Annotated in this window: 16 protein-coding genes; 9 read left to right on the forward strand and 7 right to left on the reverse strand. The window is 30.6% G+C overall.

All coding sequences use genetic code 11. The features are described from left to right. The 7 genes from FYJ81_RS12270 to FYJ81_RS12300 form a co-directional block, all read left to right on the forward strand. Positions 1-777 (forward strand): replication protein (locus FYJ81_RS12270; RefSeq protein ID WP_154409701.1); only part of this gene is annotated, 777 nt, incomplete at its 5' end. A 105-nt stretch (positions 778-882) separates the two neighbouring features. Further along, positions 883-1383, forward strand: a complete 501-nt coding sequence (locus FYJ81_RS12275; protein WP_069813856.1) for a GNAT family N-acetyltransferase — start codon at positions 883-885, stop codon at positions 1381-1383. 413 nt (positions 1384-1796) lie between these two features. After that, positions 1797-2414, forward strand: a complete 618-nt coding sequence (gene cadD, locus FYJ81_RS12280) for a cadmium resistance transporter CadD (RefSeq protein ID WP_002508636.1) — start codon at positions 1797-1799, stop codon at positions 2412-2414. Positions 2415-2432: 18 nt separating this feature from the next. Further along, positions 2433-2780, forward strand: coding sequence for an ArsR/SmtB family transcription factor (locus FYJ81_RS12285; RefSeq protein WP_002508637.1), 348 nt, complete (start codon positions 2433-2435; stop codon positions 2778-2780). A 158-nt stretch (positions 2781-2938) separates the two neighbouring features. After that, positions 2939-3337 carry an HTH domain-containing protein gene (locus tag FYJ81_RS12290; protein ID WP_002508701.1) on the forward strand — a complete coding sequence of 133 codons (399 nt, stop codon included), beginning with the start codon at positions 2939-2941 and terminating at the stop codon, positions 3335-3337. A 2185-nt stretch (positions 3338-5522) separates the two neighbouring features. Further along, positions 5523-5618: a type I toxin-antitoxin system Fst family toxin gene (locus FYJ81_RS12295; RefSeq protein WP_002510758.1), complete on the forward strand. Its 96-nt coding sequence runs from the start codon at positions 5523-5525 to the stop codon at positions 5616-5618. A 247-nt stretch (positions 5619-5865) separates the two neighbouring features. Next, positions 5866-6735, forward strand: coding sequence for a hypothetical protein (locus FYJ81_RS12300; RefSeq protein ID WP_069819358.1), 870 nt, complete (start codon positions 5866-5868; stop codon positions 6733-6735). A gap of 327 nt (positions 6736-7062) precedes the next feature. Here FYJ81_RS12300 and FYJ81_RS12305 read toward each other — a convergent pair whose 3' ends face one another. From FYJ81_RS12305 to cstR, 7 genes are all read right to left on the reverse strand, one after another. Beyond that, a complete protein-coding gene (locus FYJ81_RS12305; RefSeq protein WP_002510756.1) occupies positions 7063-7608 on the reverse strand; it encodes a YdhK family protein in 546 nt (181 codons plus the stop codon). Between the two features lie 19 nt (positions 7609-7627). After that, positions 7628-9061 carry a multi-copper oxidase Mco gene (gene mco / locus FYJ81_RS12310; RefSeq protein ID WP_000277153.1) on the reverse strand — a complete coding sequence of 478 codons (1434 nt, stop codon included), beginning with the start codon at positions 9059-9061 and terminating at the stop codon, positions 7628-7630. Between the two features lie 14 nt (positions 9062-9075). Further along, the gene (gene copB, locus FYJ81_RS12315) at positions 9076-11118 is read right to left on the reverse strand and encodes a copper-translocating P-type ATPase CopB (protein ID WP_069827826.1); all 2043 of its coding nucleotides are present in this window, start codon (positions 11116-11118) and stop codon (positions 9076-9078) included. A gap of 427 nt (positions 11119-11545) precedes the next feature. After that, positions 11546-11872 (reverse strand): four-helix bundle copper-binding protein, encoded by a 327-nt coding sequence (locus FYJ81_RS12320; protein ID WP_031917994.1) that lies wholly within the window; start codon positions 11870-11872, stop codon positions 11546-11548. Positions 11873-11994: 122 nt separating this feature from the next. After that, the gene (locus FYJ81_RS12325) at positions 11995-12600 is read right to left on the reverse strand and encodes a recombinase family protein (RefSeq protein ID WP_031917995.1); all 606 of its coding nucleotides are present in this window, start codon (positions 12598-12600) and stop codon (positions 11995-11997) included. Positions 12601-12734: 134 nt separating this feature from the next. Continuing rightward, positions 12735-13490: a sulfite exporter TauE/SafE family protein gene (locus tag FYJ81_RS12330; protein ID WP_031863945.1), complete on the reverse strand. Its 756-nt coding sequence runs from the start codon at positions 13488-13490 to the stop codon at positions 12735-12737. After that, the gene (gene cstR / locus FYJ81_RS12335; protein ID WP_031863946.1) at positions 13490-13750 is read right to left on the reverse strand and encodes a persulfide-sensing transcriptional repressor CstR; all 261 of its coding nucleotides are present in this window, start codon (positions 13748-13750) and stop codon (positions 13490-13492) included. The genes FYJ81_RS12330 and cstR overlap by 1 nt, the downstream gene beginning before the upstream one ends. Positions 13751-13887: 137 nt before the next feature. Here cstR and cstA point away from each other — a divergent pair, with 137 nt between their 5' ends. Together cstA and cstB are read left to right on the forward strand one after the other, a co-directional pair. Next, entirely contained in the window at positions 13888-14955 is a 1068-nt protein-coding gene (gene cstA, locus FYJ81_RS12340; protein WP_012816716.1) for a persulfide response sulfurtransferase CstA, read from the forward strand. 30 nt (positions 14956-14985) lie between these two features. Beyond that, complete coding sequence (gene cstB, locus FYJ81_RS12345; protein ID WP_031863947.1) at positions 14986-16320, forward strand: persulfide dioxygenase-sulfurtransferase CstB; 1335 nt, start codon at positions 14986-14988, stop codon at positions 16318-16320. Positions 16321-16410: the final 90 nt, after the last annotated feature.

A 16410-nucleotide genomic window follows, 5' to 3' on the forward strand; every position in this document is an offset into this window, starting at 1 on the left:
AATGAAAAGCTTAAGTCTATTTTAAATATTAGTAGTCCAAATAAACTATCCAAAATAAAAAAAGAATTAACTCAAGCTGATTTATTTAATCAAATAAGAGTAGGCTTAAATAAACCTAATAAATTATATATTAAAAAACCGGAAGTAACAGAAGCTGATGTATATTATATTTCACAACAAGAAAACGATGTAGAACAGCGAGATAACACGGACGTATCATTATCATACGTCCAGAAATATGATAATGATACGTCAAGAGATATTAATAACATACGTCATGACGTATCAAAAGAATACACAAATGATACTGACTTAAGTAATACTGATTATATAGAGACTGAGAATAATGATACGAATGACTTGAATGATACATACAACAATCCAATAAACAATAATCATTCGGATCATACAAATCATCAACAAACCGAATTTAATAATGATGCGCTTAAGTTCCAAGTACTCGAAGAATTGCCACAACAACTTCAAGACTATTTAAGTAAATTTGAAATTAGAGAAATACGAATTATTAAAAGTGTATTACTCAAAGGGAAGAAATCATTTAATAATGCACATGATACCTATTATCGTTTAGAAGATGTTGAGTTTGAAATTGTAAGTGTGTTGAAACGTTTTAAAGCGATGCTGCTACAAAAGAATGAAACAGTTGAAGCTATGCAAGGATATTTAATGCAATCGATTAAAGCTGAACTTGAAGAAATACACGCACTTAATATGCGTCGTCAAAACATGAAACAACATAATATCTTTAATCAATAAATTTGGCGTGCGTTCACATTTAAATTAAGAGAAACGCCCTTTATATCATAGGTAGCTCGTAAATAAAGGGTTACATAGGATTAAACTATTTTTAGGAGGGCGCGTATGGAGTTCTATTCTAGAGACTTAAAGAATACTGATATAGATCGTTTAAATGAATTATATGCTTTACCAGAAGTGACACAGTATCAAACTTGGGGGCCTCAAAGTTATGAAGAGACTCAGCAATTCATTAATGTGGTTTTAGAGAAAGATTCAAATTGGATTTACAATGTCCTCGTGGATCCTGATACAGATAAAGTGATAGGGACGATACAATTAGCCATAGATGAAGCAAATCAAAGTGCTAAAATTAACTTTATTGTCCACCCAAATTGTTGGGGTCACGGCATTGCGACGGATATAGCAAAAACAATCATCAAATATGCCTTTAAAGTACTGAAACTCAATCGAATATGGGCATCCATTGATTCAAGCAATATAGCTGCCGGGATTGTGCTAGAAAAATTAGGCATGAAACAAGAGGGCGTTTTGAGAAAAGATAAATTAGTGCAAGATACATACAGAGATACATTAATCTATGGTCTTTTGAGAAGTGAATACTAAGAGAGATTATTTATATACTCAATCCTTTGTTAAAGTTAAACGCATTAAAAAATCAAAACGCGTTTGTATCAAAAATTGGTTTGTGAAATTAAGATGTGTTTATTTGGCTCATATTTGCATTTTAAGAACGTATATAAGCTTTAGGTATAAATCTATATAAGTAACTCTAAATCCTTTGAAATGCCCCTTTAGAATCTAAATGAGGCTATATAAAAATAAAAAGCCAATCCATGACTAAACTTGCAGACGAATGTCGGCATAGCGTGAGCTATTAAGCCGACCATTCGACAAGTTTTGGGATTGTTAAGGGTTCCGAGGCTCAACGTCAATAAAGCAATTGGAATAAAGCATCTATGATTATTTAAAAATATAAGTTACAATACATTCAAAAATATTTTTGAATGAGGTGTATTATGATTCAAACGGTTGTTACTGCTGCTGTTCTTTATATTGCTACAGCAGTTGATTTATTAGTAATTTTATTAATATTTTTTGCTAGAGCAAAGACTAGAAAAGAATATAGAGATATTTATGTTGGTCAATATTTAGGGTCTATTATTTTAATATTAGTTAGTTTGTTTTTAGCTTTTGTATTAAATTATGTTCCAGAGAAGTGGATATTAGGTTTATTGGGTTTAATACCAATTTATCTTGGAATTAAAGTGGCTATTTATGATGATTGTGAAGGAGAAAAGAGAGCTAAAAAAGAATTGAATGAAAAAGGATTGTCTAAATTAGTTGGTACGGTTGCAATTGTTACGATAGCAAGTTGTGGTGCTGATAATATTGGTTTATTTGTTCCGTATTTTGTGACATTAAGTGTTACTAATTTATTAATTACTCTGTTTGTCTTTTTAATTTTAATTTTCTTCTTGGTATTTACTGCACAAAAATTAGCTAATATTCCAGGAGTTGGAGAAATTGTTGAGAAATTTAGTCGTTGGATTATGGCTGTTATTTATATAGCTTTAGGTTTATTTATTATTATTGAAAATGACACTATTCAAACAATTTTAGGATTTATATTTTAATTTAGGGTGTGATTTTATATGAGTTATGAAAATGCTTGTGATGTGATCTGTGTACATGAGGATAAAGTTAACAATGCTTTAAGTTTTTTAGAAGATGATAAATCTAAGAAATTACTTAACATTTTAGAAAAAATTTGTGATGAGAAGAAATTGAAAATCATATTATCTTTGATTAAAGAAGATGAGTTGTGTGTTTGTGATATTTCTTTGATATTGAAAATGAGTGTTGCTTCAACTTCACATCATTTAAGGCTTTTATATAAAAATGAGGTACTTGATTTTTATAAAGATGGAAAGATGGCATATTATTTTATTAAAGACGATGAAATAAGAGAGTTTTTCTCTAAAAATCAGGAGGGTTTTTGAAACGAGTTTCTTCTTGTCTTGATACTATATAGAAATAGCGTTCTTTTTATGTTTTTTTGATATTGTTTATACGACTATCAATTTGATAACTGTTAAAATCACACTAGGTGGTAAAAAGTTAAAATAGAAGTAGTGAAAAATCAAAAAGGAGATTTTTCATGATGAAAAGTATAAGTCAATTATCGACAGAACTAAATGTATCACGAACAACAATTTGGAATTATTTACAAAACCTACCTCAGAACTTATCAGTAATTAAAGAAAAAAATGTCTATAAAATTGATATAGACGTAGAAAACTTTATAAGAGAGAGACTATTAAAAAAATCAAATGGAGGTTTAAAAGGTAAAGAGAAAGAAATTAACGTTCTTCATATGGAAAAAGATTTACTAAAGAAAAGGATCAAGGAAATTAGAAAAAATAATGAATATCTTAAGAGGGACATTAGTAAGAAAGAAAACTTGATTGAAGATTTGATGATACTCTTCAAACAACAACAAAAACTACAATTAGATGTTAATAAAGAGTTAATCGAATATAAAAGAGCAAAGGATTAAATATAATTAATACACTACTTCGAATTTTATAAATCAAAATTGTGAGTAGAAAATGACCTAATCGTATTATGAATTAATGCAGAAGGTCATTTTTTAATTGAGATTTTAATTATGATTAGAGAATCATAGTTGAATAAAATTTACATGTAGAGTCAAAAAACAGATGAAAATTTTAAATTAGTATATAAATAGTGAACATGAAGTGTGTAAGTCATAAAAAATTCCGGAGGATGAAATAATAGAAAATGAAAAATCAATTAAAGAAAAAATTCAAGACTTTTACTTGAATGGTGGGACATATGATGAAGAAGAAATAGATTCCGGATATTCAGTAGGTGAAGAAGAATTATAAAATTCAATTTAGCAAATGGACTTCTTAAATATAGAAGTCCATTTTTTATTAATGTATATCTTAAGTAAATGTAATTCAAAAAGTCAAAAAATAATTTAAGAATTATAAAATGTTCCTTTTAATATTTCAATGAATATACTCTTTATAATGATTTTTGGTATACGTGTTGGTTGATTTTATTAAAATCTAATTATTTTTTATACAAATTTAAGAATAAAAAATAAGAGCATAAGGAAATACAATGCCACTTGCGTGTCAATCAGCATAGCTGATGTATTTTTCTTTAATATTTCTGATCCGTTTATTCTATTTAAAACACTGGTGTAATAGCGTTTTATTGATTTTTATACACACTAAAATTAAGTGATTGTAAAGTTATACATTTTTATGTAAATGGCATCGAGTATTTTACACTTTTATTCAAAATCACCTTGATATAGAGCCTTTTATATTTGTTTTTATACATGGTGTATAAGTTTTTAATGGGATTTGATACACGATGTATAAGTCGATTTTTATTAAAAATAGAAAGTTATCAATGGAAAAGTGACTTAAAGTAGAACTAAAAAAGAGGAATTAGATATATAGTGAAATTTGATTTGAGATACTAGTTTACATTTATATTTTTGAAAAAGAGTAGAAATATTGAAAGAAACAATAAGTTTTTTTACTTTAGCTTTTACTTCTTTTAAGTTTACAAAAGATACTTTGATGGAAAAACATTAGACTGTTATTCTCTAATTTTGTATTTGTTTATTTTATGGAATGAAGGTAATCAACATAGTGTGCTCCTTGATATATTTTTTATGGTAGATTTGCTATTTCAAAAGGAAGGAAACCTCCACAAAAACTTTGGTTGTCTTGTGGAGGTTTTTGATTTATTAAGAGTATCTATTTCACTTTGATTTTAGAGTTTTTAAAGTGAATAGTGAAAGTATTTCAATTTACTAGAGAATTTTTGTGAAGTGATATGAATTTAACAAAGCTAGACAATTCTTATTTTATTCTTTAGAAGGTTTAGTTGCTAAGTGAAACTTTATTCATTATACAGAGGAAGAACTTAAAAGGTATTTAGGTGATAGTTACTATCCTGTAAATCTAGTGGAATTTTTAACACAGTTAACATTAGATAGGATTGAAAATTTTGGTTCAAAGGATAAAAAGCAAATTATCGGTAGAATTAAGCATATTGATATAGAAAGAGTCTTGAAATCAGCTGAAAAGCTAAATCTAAAATCTGAGATAAAATGATTTGAATCTACAACGAAAGTCCCCTTATTAAGTTAATTAAAACTTAATAAGGGGACTCGAGAAAGGAATAGCATTATCTGATTATGAAATGCTGATGGTTGTACTCATAATCATTGGTTTAGTATTAATTAGCAATAAAGACCAAAAAATAATCATTCTCAATTTTTGACTGAGTAGGTAAAGTGGATATTTATCACTTTACTGAAAGCCTAACATCTTTCAAAGAGGCTCATTAGGACAGCATGTTAGCGCATGTTGTTCTTTTTACACATTTAAATAATAGCATAGTGTTTTTTAAATATTCAATAACCTTCTTTAAATAAGATAATAATACACAACTGATAATTTATTGGACACACGTGTACACATTATACATGTAGATTGTATGCACGTATAATGTATGCAGTAAAACATAAAGTAGAAGTTGTGTTATTTTGAACGAAGTTGGTTTAATCATAATAAAGTTGAACTGACATAATTCAACTTATCGGAAGTGCATATGCTTGTAGATTAACAGATGGTATAATAGTGGAGTCGCCTATCTCTGGCGTCAATTTGACGTAGAGAGGAGGTGCATACGCAATGACCGACATCTTTGTAAACATCATGACCACAGCAGCAAGTGGTTGCATCGTTGCTTTATTTGCGAACTGGCTACGCAAACGCAATGATAAATAGGCGACTAGTCACACCAAAAAATCCCCTAACTACTGGCATAGTTAGGGGATTTGGTGCATACATGCACGACATCTTTGTTAATTGCATTATAACATCATAGTGGTTAGGAATGCAAAATCATTAAATTGATATACTATTAAACAAATATACTAATTTAATAAAAATTCAGTTAAACCCTGAGAAGTGGAGGTAATACGTTTTAAATGTAGATAACTGTCATTATGTAAACAAAGAAAGGATTTTAAAAATGAAATATAACCTTGGTGAAAACATTACACAACATAAATTGAATTTTAATAGTATATATAAAAACATAGAAGATATAAATGATGAATTCAGAAAGAAAATATTTGAAACAGTAAAAGTTTTAGCTAAAAGTATACCTAATTTAGATGAATTAAAAGATGCTTTAAAGAGCTTTAATAATAATGCAGCTAGAATTAATTCAATTTTTATTAACTATGACTATCCACCAATAGATTTTATCGTTATAAGTGAAGTCATGAATTATATTGAAATGAATTCAAATAATCAAGAGGTAACTATAGAAAATATTAATTTGATAATGACAAGATATTTTGATGAAATTCATTTTGATCGTTTAAAAAGCCAAGTAACCACTTACAACTTACCACAAGAAGAAATTACTATATTAAAAGAGATACTAGATGGATATAAACATGGATATTATTATCTTATAATCCCTGCATTATTAGCAAGATTAGAAGGACTGATATTTAATTCTGTAAATTATGAAGGAAGAACTGATTATAATCTCTTTAATATTGTAATAGAAGAAACAATAAACAAGTACAAATCTAATCATGATTATTATATTGATGATGATTATGACAAAATTAAGGAATACTACAAATCCAAGTTAAAAAGAGCCTTTAAATTTGGCGATAAAAATATAAATGGAATTAATAGACATTCTATCATGCATGGTTATGACAATAAGTATGGAACAAAACAAAATGCAATAATGTTATTTTTGCACTTTGAGTATCTTTATAAATGTTTAACAGAGTTAAATGAAAAGGATAAACAATATATCCGTAATAAAATGGAAAATTATAAACATAAGAAAAGCAAAAAGCGTAATAAACAAAATTGACTGATTAGGGTAAGCCCTAATCAGTCAGTAATGAATGTTTGTGACTTTACCTGCTAATTTAGAATAACTTTTCTTGATAAATGATAAAGCTCAATACATTCACTATTCCATTTTTTATATTTTTCGAAATTCCATTGATAAATTATAAAAGATCCCCTCATTTTCATTAAAATCATTTAATTTTTCTAAACAAATGGCCACTCTCATTATTGTGGATATGAGAGTGGCCATAAATTTTATTTGTTTACTTGTCTATTTAACAAAGGGGATTCTCATTGCATTTGTGAATAACTAACTAAATACTTTAAAGCTTTAAAATGATAGACATTAACGAGATTTTAGTTCGTCAGTTGTCATCCATTTATGATTTTTAACCATCTCATCGTTTTCTGTTGATTTATAATCCACCATATAAACGGTTGTTTTTTCTACATCATCAATTTGAGCTTCTGCACCTTTCATACCAGGCATATGGTCAGCTTCTAATTTAACTGTATCACCTTTCTTGAATCCATTTTCAGGGGCATCTGCAACTTCCTCATTAACGACCCATTTGTGATTATTAACTTTTTCATCACCATTTGTAGGTGTGTAACTCACGACATAAGCATAGGTTTTGTAAGCACCTTTAACTGTACCTTTAGCATTTTTCATACCAGGCATATGATCAGCTGTAATTGTTATTTTATCGTCCTTTTTATATTTACTGTCATCTGTACTTTTCATATTATCTGGGGCTTTACTTTCACTCTTATGATTCATATGTTTTTCTTGTTTTTGATCTTTAGAATTTTCTTCTTCTTCGTTACCAGTTGAACAAGCTGATAATACTAATCCTGAAGCTACTATAATTGAGCTCAATTTTTTCATCATATTGAATTCTCCTTATAAATTATTTTGTTACTTTTATTTGTCCCATCATTCCATTATCTTCATGCTCAAGTATGTGACAATGGAACATGTATGTCCCAGTATTTTTAAAAACCACTTCTATTTTGGCTTTTTGTCCAGGTTCCAGAGATATAACGTCTTTTTTGCCTCTCATATCTTCTGAAGGTTTCTTCCCATCCACTGATAAAACTTTAAATTGCGTTCCGTGGATATGGAACGGGTGCTTCATACCACCCATTTTATCTTTGACGTTTTCAATTTCCCAAGTTTCTTTCCGGTTTACCTTTTGTGTGAAATCTATTCTGTTAGGATCGAATTTTTTGCCATTAATAGTAACATTATCGTCCATACCTTCTAATTTGATTTTTTTATCTACTTTTGGAGTAGTGTCTTTGTTAGTACTTTTTTCTTTGTTAATAATTGGTAAAATTACTGTTTCATCATTATCAACAAGATTGACTTTTTCTTCTTTCATTTTAGATAAATCTATTACTATTTCTTTTCTTGCTGAAGGAGCTAAATTAATTTCTTTTAACTTTTTAGTCTTTTCTAAATGGCCGCCTTCTGAAGCAATATATTCAAAACTTTGATTATTACTTAGCTTAAGATTTAAATCCCGAGCATTGGAGCCATTTAAAAGTCTCAAACGTATTTTTCCTTCTTTTGTTGTTAATTTAGGATCTACTTTCCCATTCACAAGGACTGTATCACCTTGAGTACCATCTTCATCTTTCGTTTTTGTATAATTTAATTTTTTAGATACAAATGTTTTATCTTGGATTATTATAGGCAAATCATTTTTCCCATAATTGCTAGGATAATTATTCTTTTTGTCATCCTCTATATATAATAACCCTGATAAACCATTATAAACTTGTTTAGCTGTATTTGGGGAGGGGTGGGGATGATACCATAATGTAGCAGCCTCTTGTTTAACCTCAAATTTTATTGTTTTTTCTTTTCCTGGTTTTATAACTTGAGAAGGGCCTCCATCCACTTTTCCATCTATTTCTAACCCATGCCAATGAAATGTTGTATTTTCATCTAAGTTGTTGACTAACTTAATTTTAACCTTATCTCCTTTTTTTAATTTTAAAGTTGGCCCAAGTAAATTTCCATTGTATCCTAAAGTGTTAGAGAAATTACCTTTGTAAAATTCTGTCTTTCCTTTCTGCGCTTTTAATGTATAACTTTTATAACCATTGTTATCTTTTTTAGGATCTAAAACTTTGGGAAATGTTATTTCATTTTTTCCTTGTGAAGAATTCAAATTTTTTCTTTCGTCATGACTTTTCATATCCATCATATCATTTCGCTTTTGATCATTTTCTTTCATGTCCATCATGTTGTGCTTACCTTCTGCAAAAGTATCATTAGGAACCATAAACATTATAGAAAATAACGTAATTAAAATTGTGAACATTTTTTTATACATTATATTTACCTCTTTTATTTTAATTTTAATGTAAATGCATTAATTGCTACGATGATCGTACTTAAAGACATAAGTATTGCACCCACAGCAGGTGATAATATTAAACCAATAGAAGCTAATATACCAGCTGCAAGAGGAACTGCAATCACGTTATATCCTGCGCCCCACCATAAATTTTGAACCATTTTTTTCATCGTATTTTTTGAAAGGGACAAAAAATTGATAATATCAGAAGGATTACTTTTAACGAGTATGACATCCCCCGATTCAACAGCTACATCTGTCCCTGCGCCAATTGCCATACCAATATCTGCTCTAATAAGGCTTGGCGCATCATTGATACCATCACCAACCATCATGATTTTGCTACCATTGCTTTGATAATCTTGGATAATACTTTCTTTATCTTCGGGCATCAATTGCGCGTGGACATCACTAATACCTAATTCTTCAGCCACTGTTTGTGCCACTTCTTTATTATCGCCTGTAAGCATGACTGGCGTAATGTTTCTCGATAATAAATCCGAAACCATTTGTTTTGAACTTTCTTTAATTTTATCGCCTTGTGCGATAATACCAATAACTTGTCGGTCATGAATTAGATAACTAATAGAATTCCCTTGTTGAGCGAGATTCGTAAATTGTTCTTTATTATAATCAAAATTGCTTTTATCGAGATAAGAAACATTCACTATTTTGAGTTTTTTATTATCAACTGTGCCTTCTAAGCCTACACCTGGAATATTATTAACTTCTTGAGGAGTAGCATATGAAATATTTTTGCCTTTAGCAAAATCAACAATACCAGTGGCAAGTGGATGATTAGAGTTACTTTCTAATGAAGTAAATAGACTCAATATTTCTTCATTATTTAGCTCGTTCGTAAAACTTTCATAGTGATTCACTGAAAAGTTACCTTCAGTAAGTGTCCCAGTTTTATCCATCATGATGTAATCAATGTGTTGTGCGATTTCTACAGATTCTCTGTTTTTTATGATTAAACCATTATGTGCGCCTATAGAAGTAGAACGTGCTGTAACTAAAGGTATTGCCAATCCCAATGCATGAGGACAAGCAATAACTAATACGGTTACAAGTCGTTCGAGTGCGAAATCAACGTTATTTTGAATAAGCATCCATACAATAAATGAAATCAGCCCAATTCCTACGGCAAAGTAAAACAAATAACCTGCGACTTTATCCGAGAGGAGTTCAGCTTTTGACTTATCGTTTTGCGCTTGGTTAACAAGACCCATAACTTGAGATAGGTAGCCGTTTTCACCCGTAGCTGTCACTTTAACTTGTACTGTGCCTGAACCATTAATTGAACCCCCAATAACATCATCATTATGAGTTTTATGAACTTTTTTTGATTCGCCAGTAACTAATGATTCATCAATTGATGTTTCTCCTTGAACAATGATTCCGTCTGTGGGTATACTTTCGCCTGCTCTGACTTCCACAATATCGTCAATATAAATATCTGATATTTTAACTTCTTCTCGTTGATTATTATCAATCAGTTTCACTGCAGTATTAGGTAAAAGTTCTGCCATTTTCTTCAGTGCATTGCCTGCATTACCTACTGCGTTCATTTCAATCCAATGACCTAATAACATGATTAAAATTAAAGTCGCTAATTCCCAGAAAAAGTCCATTGTATGTGTGGATGAACCACTGAAATTATTCATATAAAAGGCGTATAAACTATAAATATAAGCAACTGAAATACCTAGAGCAACAAGCGTCATCATTCCAGGTTTTTTAGTTGAAATTTCATCTTTAGCCCCTGATAAAAATGGCTTTCCTCCATAAAAGAATAAAATAGTAGCAAGAATTAATACAATCCAATCTGACCCTGTAAATGAAAATTGAAACGGTAATTTAACCCCCATCATGGGTGATAAAATAATAATCGGTATCGCAAAAATCAAAGAAATAAAGAATTTACTTTTAAAATTCCCATGATGATGTGCATGATCGCCATGACTAGCGTGATTCTCATGTTCTTGATGGCTATGATTCTCATGATTTTGATGTTTTTCATTATTCGGCAAAATAAAACCTCCTAATTTTATATTTTTAGAGATAGTAATAAGATAATGTGAGTATAACATATACCCCCTGGACGTATATATTATTTAGTATTTTTTATTTTTCAGCGTTCAGAAAATTTGATAGCCATTTAAATAGAAACTTTAGTCTTGGTTTGTCCATCGCCAAAGAAATTGTGGCATTGCATGGGGGAATATTGAAGTTGAGAGCAAACTAGGCAAAGGCGCTGGTTTTATACTTGATATCCTGATTATCATTATGACTGTGGTAAACCGACGTCCAAGAGGTATATTCATATTGCTGGGTTAAATTGCTGTGTTTCCAGGCACATACTTATTTTATATTCGTTTCTTTAGTTGCAAGAAATAAAAACGTGGCACATGGGGGCTTTATCTCCAATGTGCCACTCCTTATATTATTTGGTTTTGTTTACGCGATTTCTTTACAAGCTTCTACACATTTAAAGCACGTCTCTGCACAATTTTGACAATGGTCATGGTTATGCTTCTGACATTCATTACCACATGCTCCGCATACTTTGGCGCATATTGTCGCCAAATCAGAAGCAAATGGTGAATTTCTTGTTAGCGATTGTTCTAAAAATGCACAGATGTCTGCGCATTCACGATCCAGACGGATGCACTCTGCCATCATTGTCATGTCTTTTTCCTTCAAACAGGCATCGTAACAATGATTACACGCTTCCATACATTCATGTAGCGTTTGAACCAGATTGTAATATTGTTTATCAGTCATTTGATACACCTCCAATGAAATCTAAATCTCTTAAATTAATTCCCATTCTATTTAGTAAATAAACCGATAATTGCTGAACTCCATAGAAACTGCGCAGGATTTTAATATCAAATGTACTTCTCTTAATATTTTCTTTCTTTTTTAATTCTGTATATAGTTTGCCTTGTTATACCGACTTTTTTAGCTATCTTACTAATTGACATTTCTTTATTCAGTAGTTCAACAATACGATAATAAACAAGTCTTTTTTGAGGGTCTTTAGCATCGGGAGAATACAGAACAGGTCTTCCTTTATAAATACCTTTTTCTTTGACTACTTTAATACCTTGAGCTTGTCGACGTTTACTTTCATTTCTTTCTTGTTCTGAAATCATTGCCAATATTTGAATGATTAAATCTTTCATAAACTTATCTAGTAATGGATTACCAATCACTTCATTCATCATGGGTAAACTCGTTATCATTAATTGAACTTCTTTATCTTTTAAATAATTAACTGTTTGGATTATTTCATCGTAATTTCTTCCTAGTCTATCAATAGACTCAATAATTAAACGATCTCCCATTCTTAAAAAATTTAATACTTCTTGAAATACAGGTCGATTTTCTATAGATTTCCCTGATTGTTTTTCAGTGAAGATTTTCTCAGCACCAAAAGATTGCAAATTTTCAATTTGTCTATCCAAATTTTGATCAACGGTAGAAACTCTTGCATATCCAACTATCATTTTTAACACCCTTTCTCATACACCCTAATCATACAAACGAATGTAGCATGTCAATTTACTTGCTATATGAGAATTTTTTAACTTTATAAATAAGAAAGAGAAGTACAAATATTAGTTGTACTTCTCTTTCTTATTTATAAAACAATTTGAATAATCGCAATAATAATTAAAATACTGATGATCCACTTTTGTACAAAACTAGGGACTTTTTTACCTAATTTTAAACCTAACGGAGCGAAAATAATACTCCCTATTATTAAAAATAACGCATCTTCTAAAGGAATGTAACCTTGTATAAGTTTAATGATAAAGGCGCCAATTGAAGATATAAAAGCAATTACTATACTATTAGCAACCACCGTATTCATTGGTAATTTGAATAAAACTAATAATATAGGAATAATAATAAAGGCGCCGCCTGCTCCAACTATACCCGAAATGATGCCAACGAAAAGACCCACAATAACCAATAAAGGCTTATTAAAGGAAGATTGGTCTGAACTAGGTTTTACGTTAATAAACATTAATATTAATGCAAGTAAAGCAATGATAATATACACCATATTTACAAATGTAGCATCAAATAAATTTGCTAGCAAAGCCCCTAACATGCTCCCTATAATCATACCTCCTCCCATATAAAGGACCAACTGGGGTGAGAATTCTGGTTTTTTTCTTGCTTTCAAAGAGCCACTTAAGGTACTGAAAAAGACTTGGCTAGAAGTAAGTCCTGATGCGATATACGCGCTATATGCAGGAGCCCCAAATAGTGGCGGTAACAATAAAATGGCTGGGTAAATAATAATAGCGCCACCTATACCTACTAGACCAGATATAAATCCTCCGAACACTCCGATGAGCAACATAATGATAATATTTATAATATCCATTATTTACTTTTCACCAATAAGTTAACAGCTTCATTAATGATTTCTTGTGAATCTTCATTGTTGTCATCAGCTGAATTGACGCATTCAATTAAATTTTCGCTAATAATAATCCCCATTAATCTTTGTAATGAACTTTTTGAAGCACTAAGTTGCGTAATCACATCTTTACAATGCTTTTCTTCTTCCATCATTTTTACAACGCCATTTAATTGCCCTTGTACTCTATTAATACGATTGATCATGTTTTTATCATAATTCATAGTAATTTCCTCCACTTTTAATTGAATACAGTCATAATAATAAATTAAAACAAGCTTGTCAAATACGTGCGGGGGTATTTGACAAAAAGAGTTATATCTTTTAACATACCCTTATAGGTATTTAACAGGAGGTTATTATGAAACAATATAATGAAAAACATATTAATGATTTAAGTAAATCAGAATTAGAAAAATTAACTTCTCAAGGTCAATTGATTGATGTAAGAACACAAGAAGAATATGAATTGGGGCACATCAATGGTTCCACACTGCATCCTGTAGATGAGATTGAGTCGTTCAATAAAGACAAAAATAAAACCTATTATGTACACTGTAAAAGTGGTAACAGAAGTGCTAAAGCTAGTAAATATTTAGCTGAACAAGGTTATGACGTTGTAAATTTAGACGGCGGCTATAAAGCTTATGAAGAAAAAAACGTCAGCGATGATACAAAAGAAGAAAACACAAATGTAGAAATTAAAGCAGAGCGTAAACAATTAAACTATAGTGGTCTTCAATGTCCAGGCCCTATTGTAAATATCAGTAAAGAAGTAAAAAATATTCAAGAAGGTGACCAAATTGAGGTTACAGTCACAGATCCAGGATTCGCAAGTGATATTAAAAGCTGGGCGAAACAAACGGGACACACATTAGTAAAACTTGATGGGGGTGACAATGAAATTAAAGCGATTATTCAAAAAGAACAACCCAAAGATTTAGAAGTGAGTCATACGTCTAAAGGCACTACAATTGTACTATTTAGTGGAGAATTAGATAAAGCAGTGGCAGCAATGATTATTGCGAATGGTGCTAAAGCTGCAGGAAGAGATGTAACCATCTTTTTCACTTTCTGGGGACTTAACGCGTTGAAAAAAGCGCAAACAGCTAACGTTAAAAAGAAAGGTATCGCAAAAATGTTTGATTTTATGTTGCCAAAAACACCCTTGAAAATGCCACTCTCTAAAATGAATATGTTCGGTTTAGGTAATATCATGATGCGCTACGTAATGAAAAAGAAAAATGTTGATTCATTACCATCACTTATCGACCAAGCAATCGACCAAGATATCAAATTAATCGCATGTACGATGAGTATGGATGTCATGGGCATTAAGAAAGAAGAATTAAGAGACGAAGTTGAGTACGGCGGTGTAGGCACTTATATAGGTGATACTGAAAACGCGAGTCATAATTTATTTATTTAATTAAATCTATTAAAATAAGGAGTTCTTTATATGTTTTTTAAACAATTTTACGATAACAATTTATCTCAAGCATCTTATTTAGTTGGCTGTCAACGCACAGGAGAGGCAATAATAATTGACCCTGTACGTGACTTAACAAAATATATGGAAGTTGCAGATAGCGAAGGTTTTACAATTACACAAGCTGCAGAAACCCATATCCACGCTGATTTTGCTTCAGGCATTAGAGATGTGGCAGAACAATTAAATGCAAACGTATATGTATCTGGCGAAGGTGACGATGAATTAAGTTATCGTAATATGCCAGAACAAACACATTTTGTTAAACATCAAGATATTATTCATGTAGGTAACATTAAATTAGAAGTATTGCATACACCTGGTCATACCCCAGAGAGTATTAGTTTCTTACTCACGGATGAAGGTGGCGGCTCAAGTGTTCCAATGGGTTTATTTAGTGGTGACTTTATTTTTGTTGGTGATATCGGTAGACCCGATTTACTAGAAAAATCAGTTCAAGTCGAAGGTTCTACAGAAGTTAGTGCGAAACAAATGTATCAATCTATAGAAAGTGTTAAAGATTTACCAGATTATATTCAAATTTGGCCAGGCCACGGTGCTGGAAGTCCTTGTGGTAAAGCATTAGGCGCCGTACCAATGTCTACGCTAGGTTATGAAAAAATAAATAACTGGGCATTTAGTGAAACTGATGAAATTAAATTCATTGAAACATTAACATCAAATCAACCAGCGCCACCACATCATTTTACACAAATGAAAAAAATTAACCAATTTGGTATGGAATTATATCAACCATACAATGTTTATCCTAGTTTAAGCAATGAAAGAATAGCATTTGATCTTCGTAGCAAAGAAGCCTTTCATGGTGGTCATACTAAAGGGACAATCAATATTCCTTACAACAAAAACTTTATTAACCAAATCGGTTGGTATTTAGACTATGAAAATAGTATAGATTTAATTGGTGATAAATCTACCGTTGAACAAGCAGCGCATACTTTACAATTAATTGGATTTGATAATGTAGCAGGTTATCGTTTACCAAAATCAGAAATTTTAACCCAATCCATCCATAGCGTTGATATGACTGGTAAAGAAGAATATATACTTGACGTACGTAATGAAGAAGAGTGGAATAATGGGCACTTAGATCAAGCAGTCAATATTCCGCATGGTAAATTATTAAATGAAAATATTCCATTTAATAAAGAGGATAAAATATACGTACATTGTCAGTCAGGTGTTAGAAGTTCAATCGCCGTGGGTATCTTAGAAAACAAAGGATTTGAAAATGTCGTAAATATTAGAGAAGGCTATCAAGATTTTCCAGAATCATTAAAATAACTTAAGAGTGTACAGAAAATAACCATTTTCTGTACACTCTATTTTTATGTCAAATAAGTGAGTATTACATATATTTGTGTGTTCAAAAAC

The sequence above is a fragment of the Staphylococcus sp. McC-251-APC-3A2 genome (assembly GCF_009695665.1).
Taxonomy (GTDB): Bacteria; Bacillota; Bacilli; order Staphylococcales; family Staphylococcaceae; genus Staphylococcus; species Staphylococcus cohnii.

What these genes read in the sequence shown, in the direction of transcription:
- FYJ81_RS12325 (WP_031917995.1), bottom strand. Translation starts at nt 12,600, where the DNA reads ATGATAGTTGGATATGCAAGAGTTTCTACCGTTGATCAAAATTTGGAT.
- FYJ81_RS12275 (WP_069813856.1), top strand. Translation starts at nt 883, where the DNA reads ATGGAGTTCTATTCTAGAGACTTAAAGAATACTGATATAGATCGTTTA.
- FYJ81_RS12330 (WP_031863945.1), bottom strand. Translation starts at nt 13,490, where the DNA reads ATGGATATTATAAATATTATCATTATGTTGCTCATCGGAGTGTTCGGA.
- FYJ81_RS12305 (WP_002510756.1), bottom strand. Translation starts at nt 7,608, where the DNA reads ATGATGAAAAAATTGAGCTCAATTATAGTAGCTTCAGGATTAGTATTA.
- cstA (WP_012816716.1), top strand. Translation starts at nt 13,888, where the DNA reads ATGAAACAATATAATGAAAAACATATTAATGATTTAAGTAAATCAGAA.
- FYJ81_RS12295 (WP_002510758.1), top strand. Translation starts at nt 5,523, where the DNA reads ATGACCGACATCTTTGTAAACATCATGACCACAGCAGCAAGTGGTTGC.
- FYJ81_RS12285 (WP_002508637.1), top strand. Translation starts at nt 2,433, where the DNA reads ATGAGTTATGAAAATGCTTGTGATGTGATCTGTGTACATGAGGATAAA.
- cstB (WP_031863947.1), top strand. Translation starts at nt 14,986, where the DNA reads ATGTTTTTTAAACAATTTTACGATAACAATTTATCTCAAGCATCTTAT.
- cstR (WP_031863946.1), bottom strand. Translation starts at nt 13,750, where the DNA reads ATGAATTATGATAAAAACATGATCAATCGTATTAATAGAGTACAAGGG.
- FYJ81_RS12290 (WP_002508701.1), top strand. Translation starts at nt 2,939, where the DNA reads ATGATGAAAAGTATAAGTCAATTATCGACAGAACTAAATGTATCACGA.
- FYJ81_RS12320 (WP_031917994.1), bottom strand. Translation starts at nt 11,872, where the DNA reads ATGACTGATAAACAATATTACAATCTGGTTCAAACGCTACATGAATGT.
- FYJ81_RS12300 (WP_069819358.1), top strand. Translation starts at nt 5,866, where the DNA reads ATGAAATATAACCTTGGTGAAAACATTACACAACATAAATTGAATTTT.
- mco (WP_000277153.1), bottom strand. Translation starts at nt 9,061, where the DNA reads ATGTATAAAAAAATGTTCACAATTTTAATTACGTTATTTTCTATAATG.
- cadD (WP_002508636.1), top strand. Translation starts at nt 1,797, where the DNA reads ATGATTCAAACGGTTGTTACTGCTGCTGTTCTTTATATTGCTACAGCA.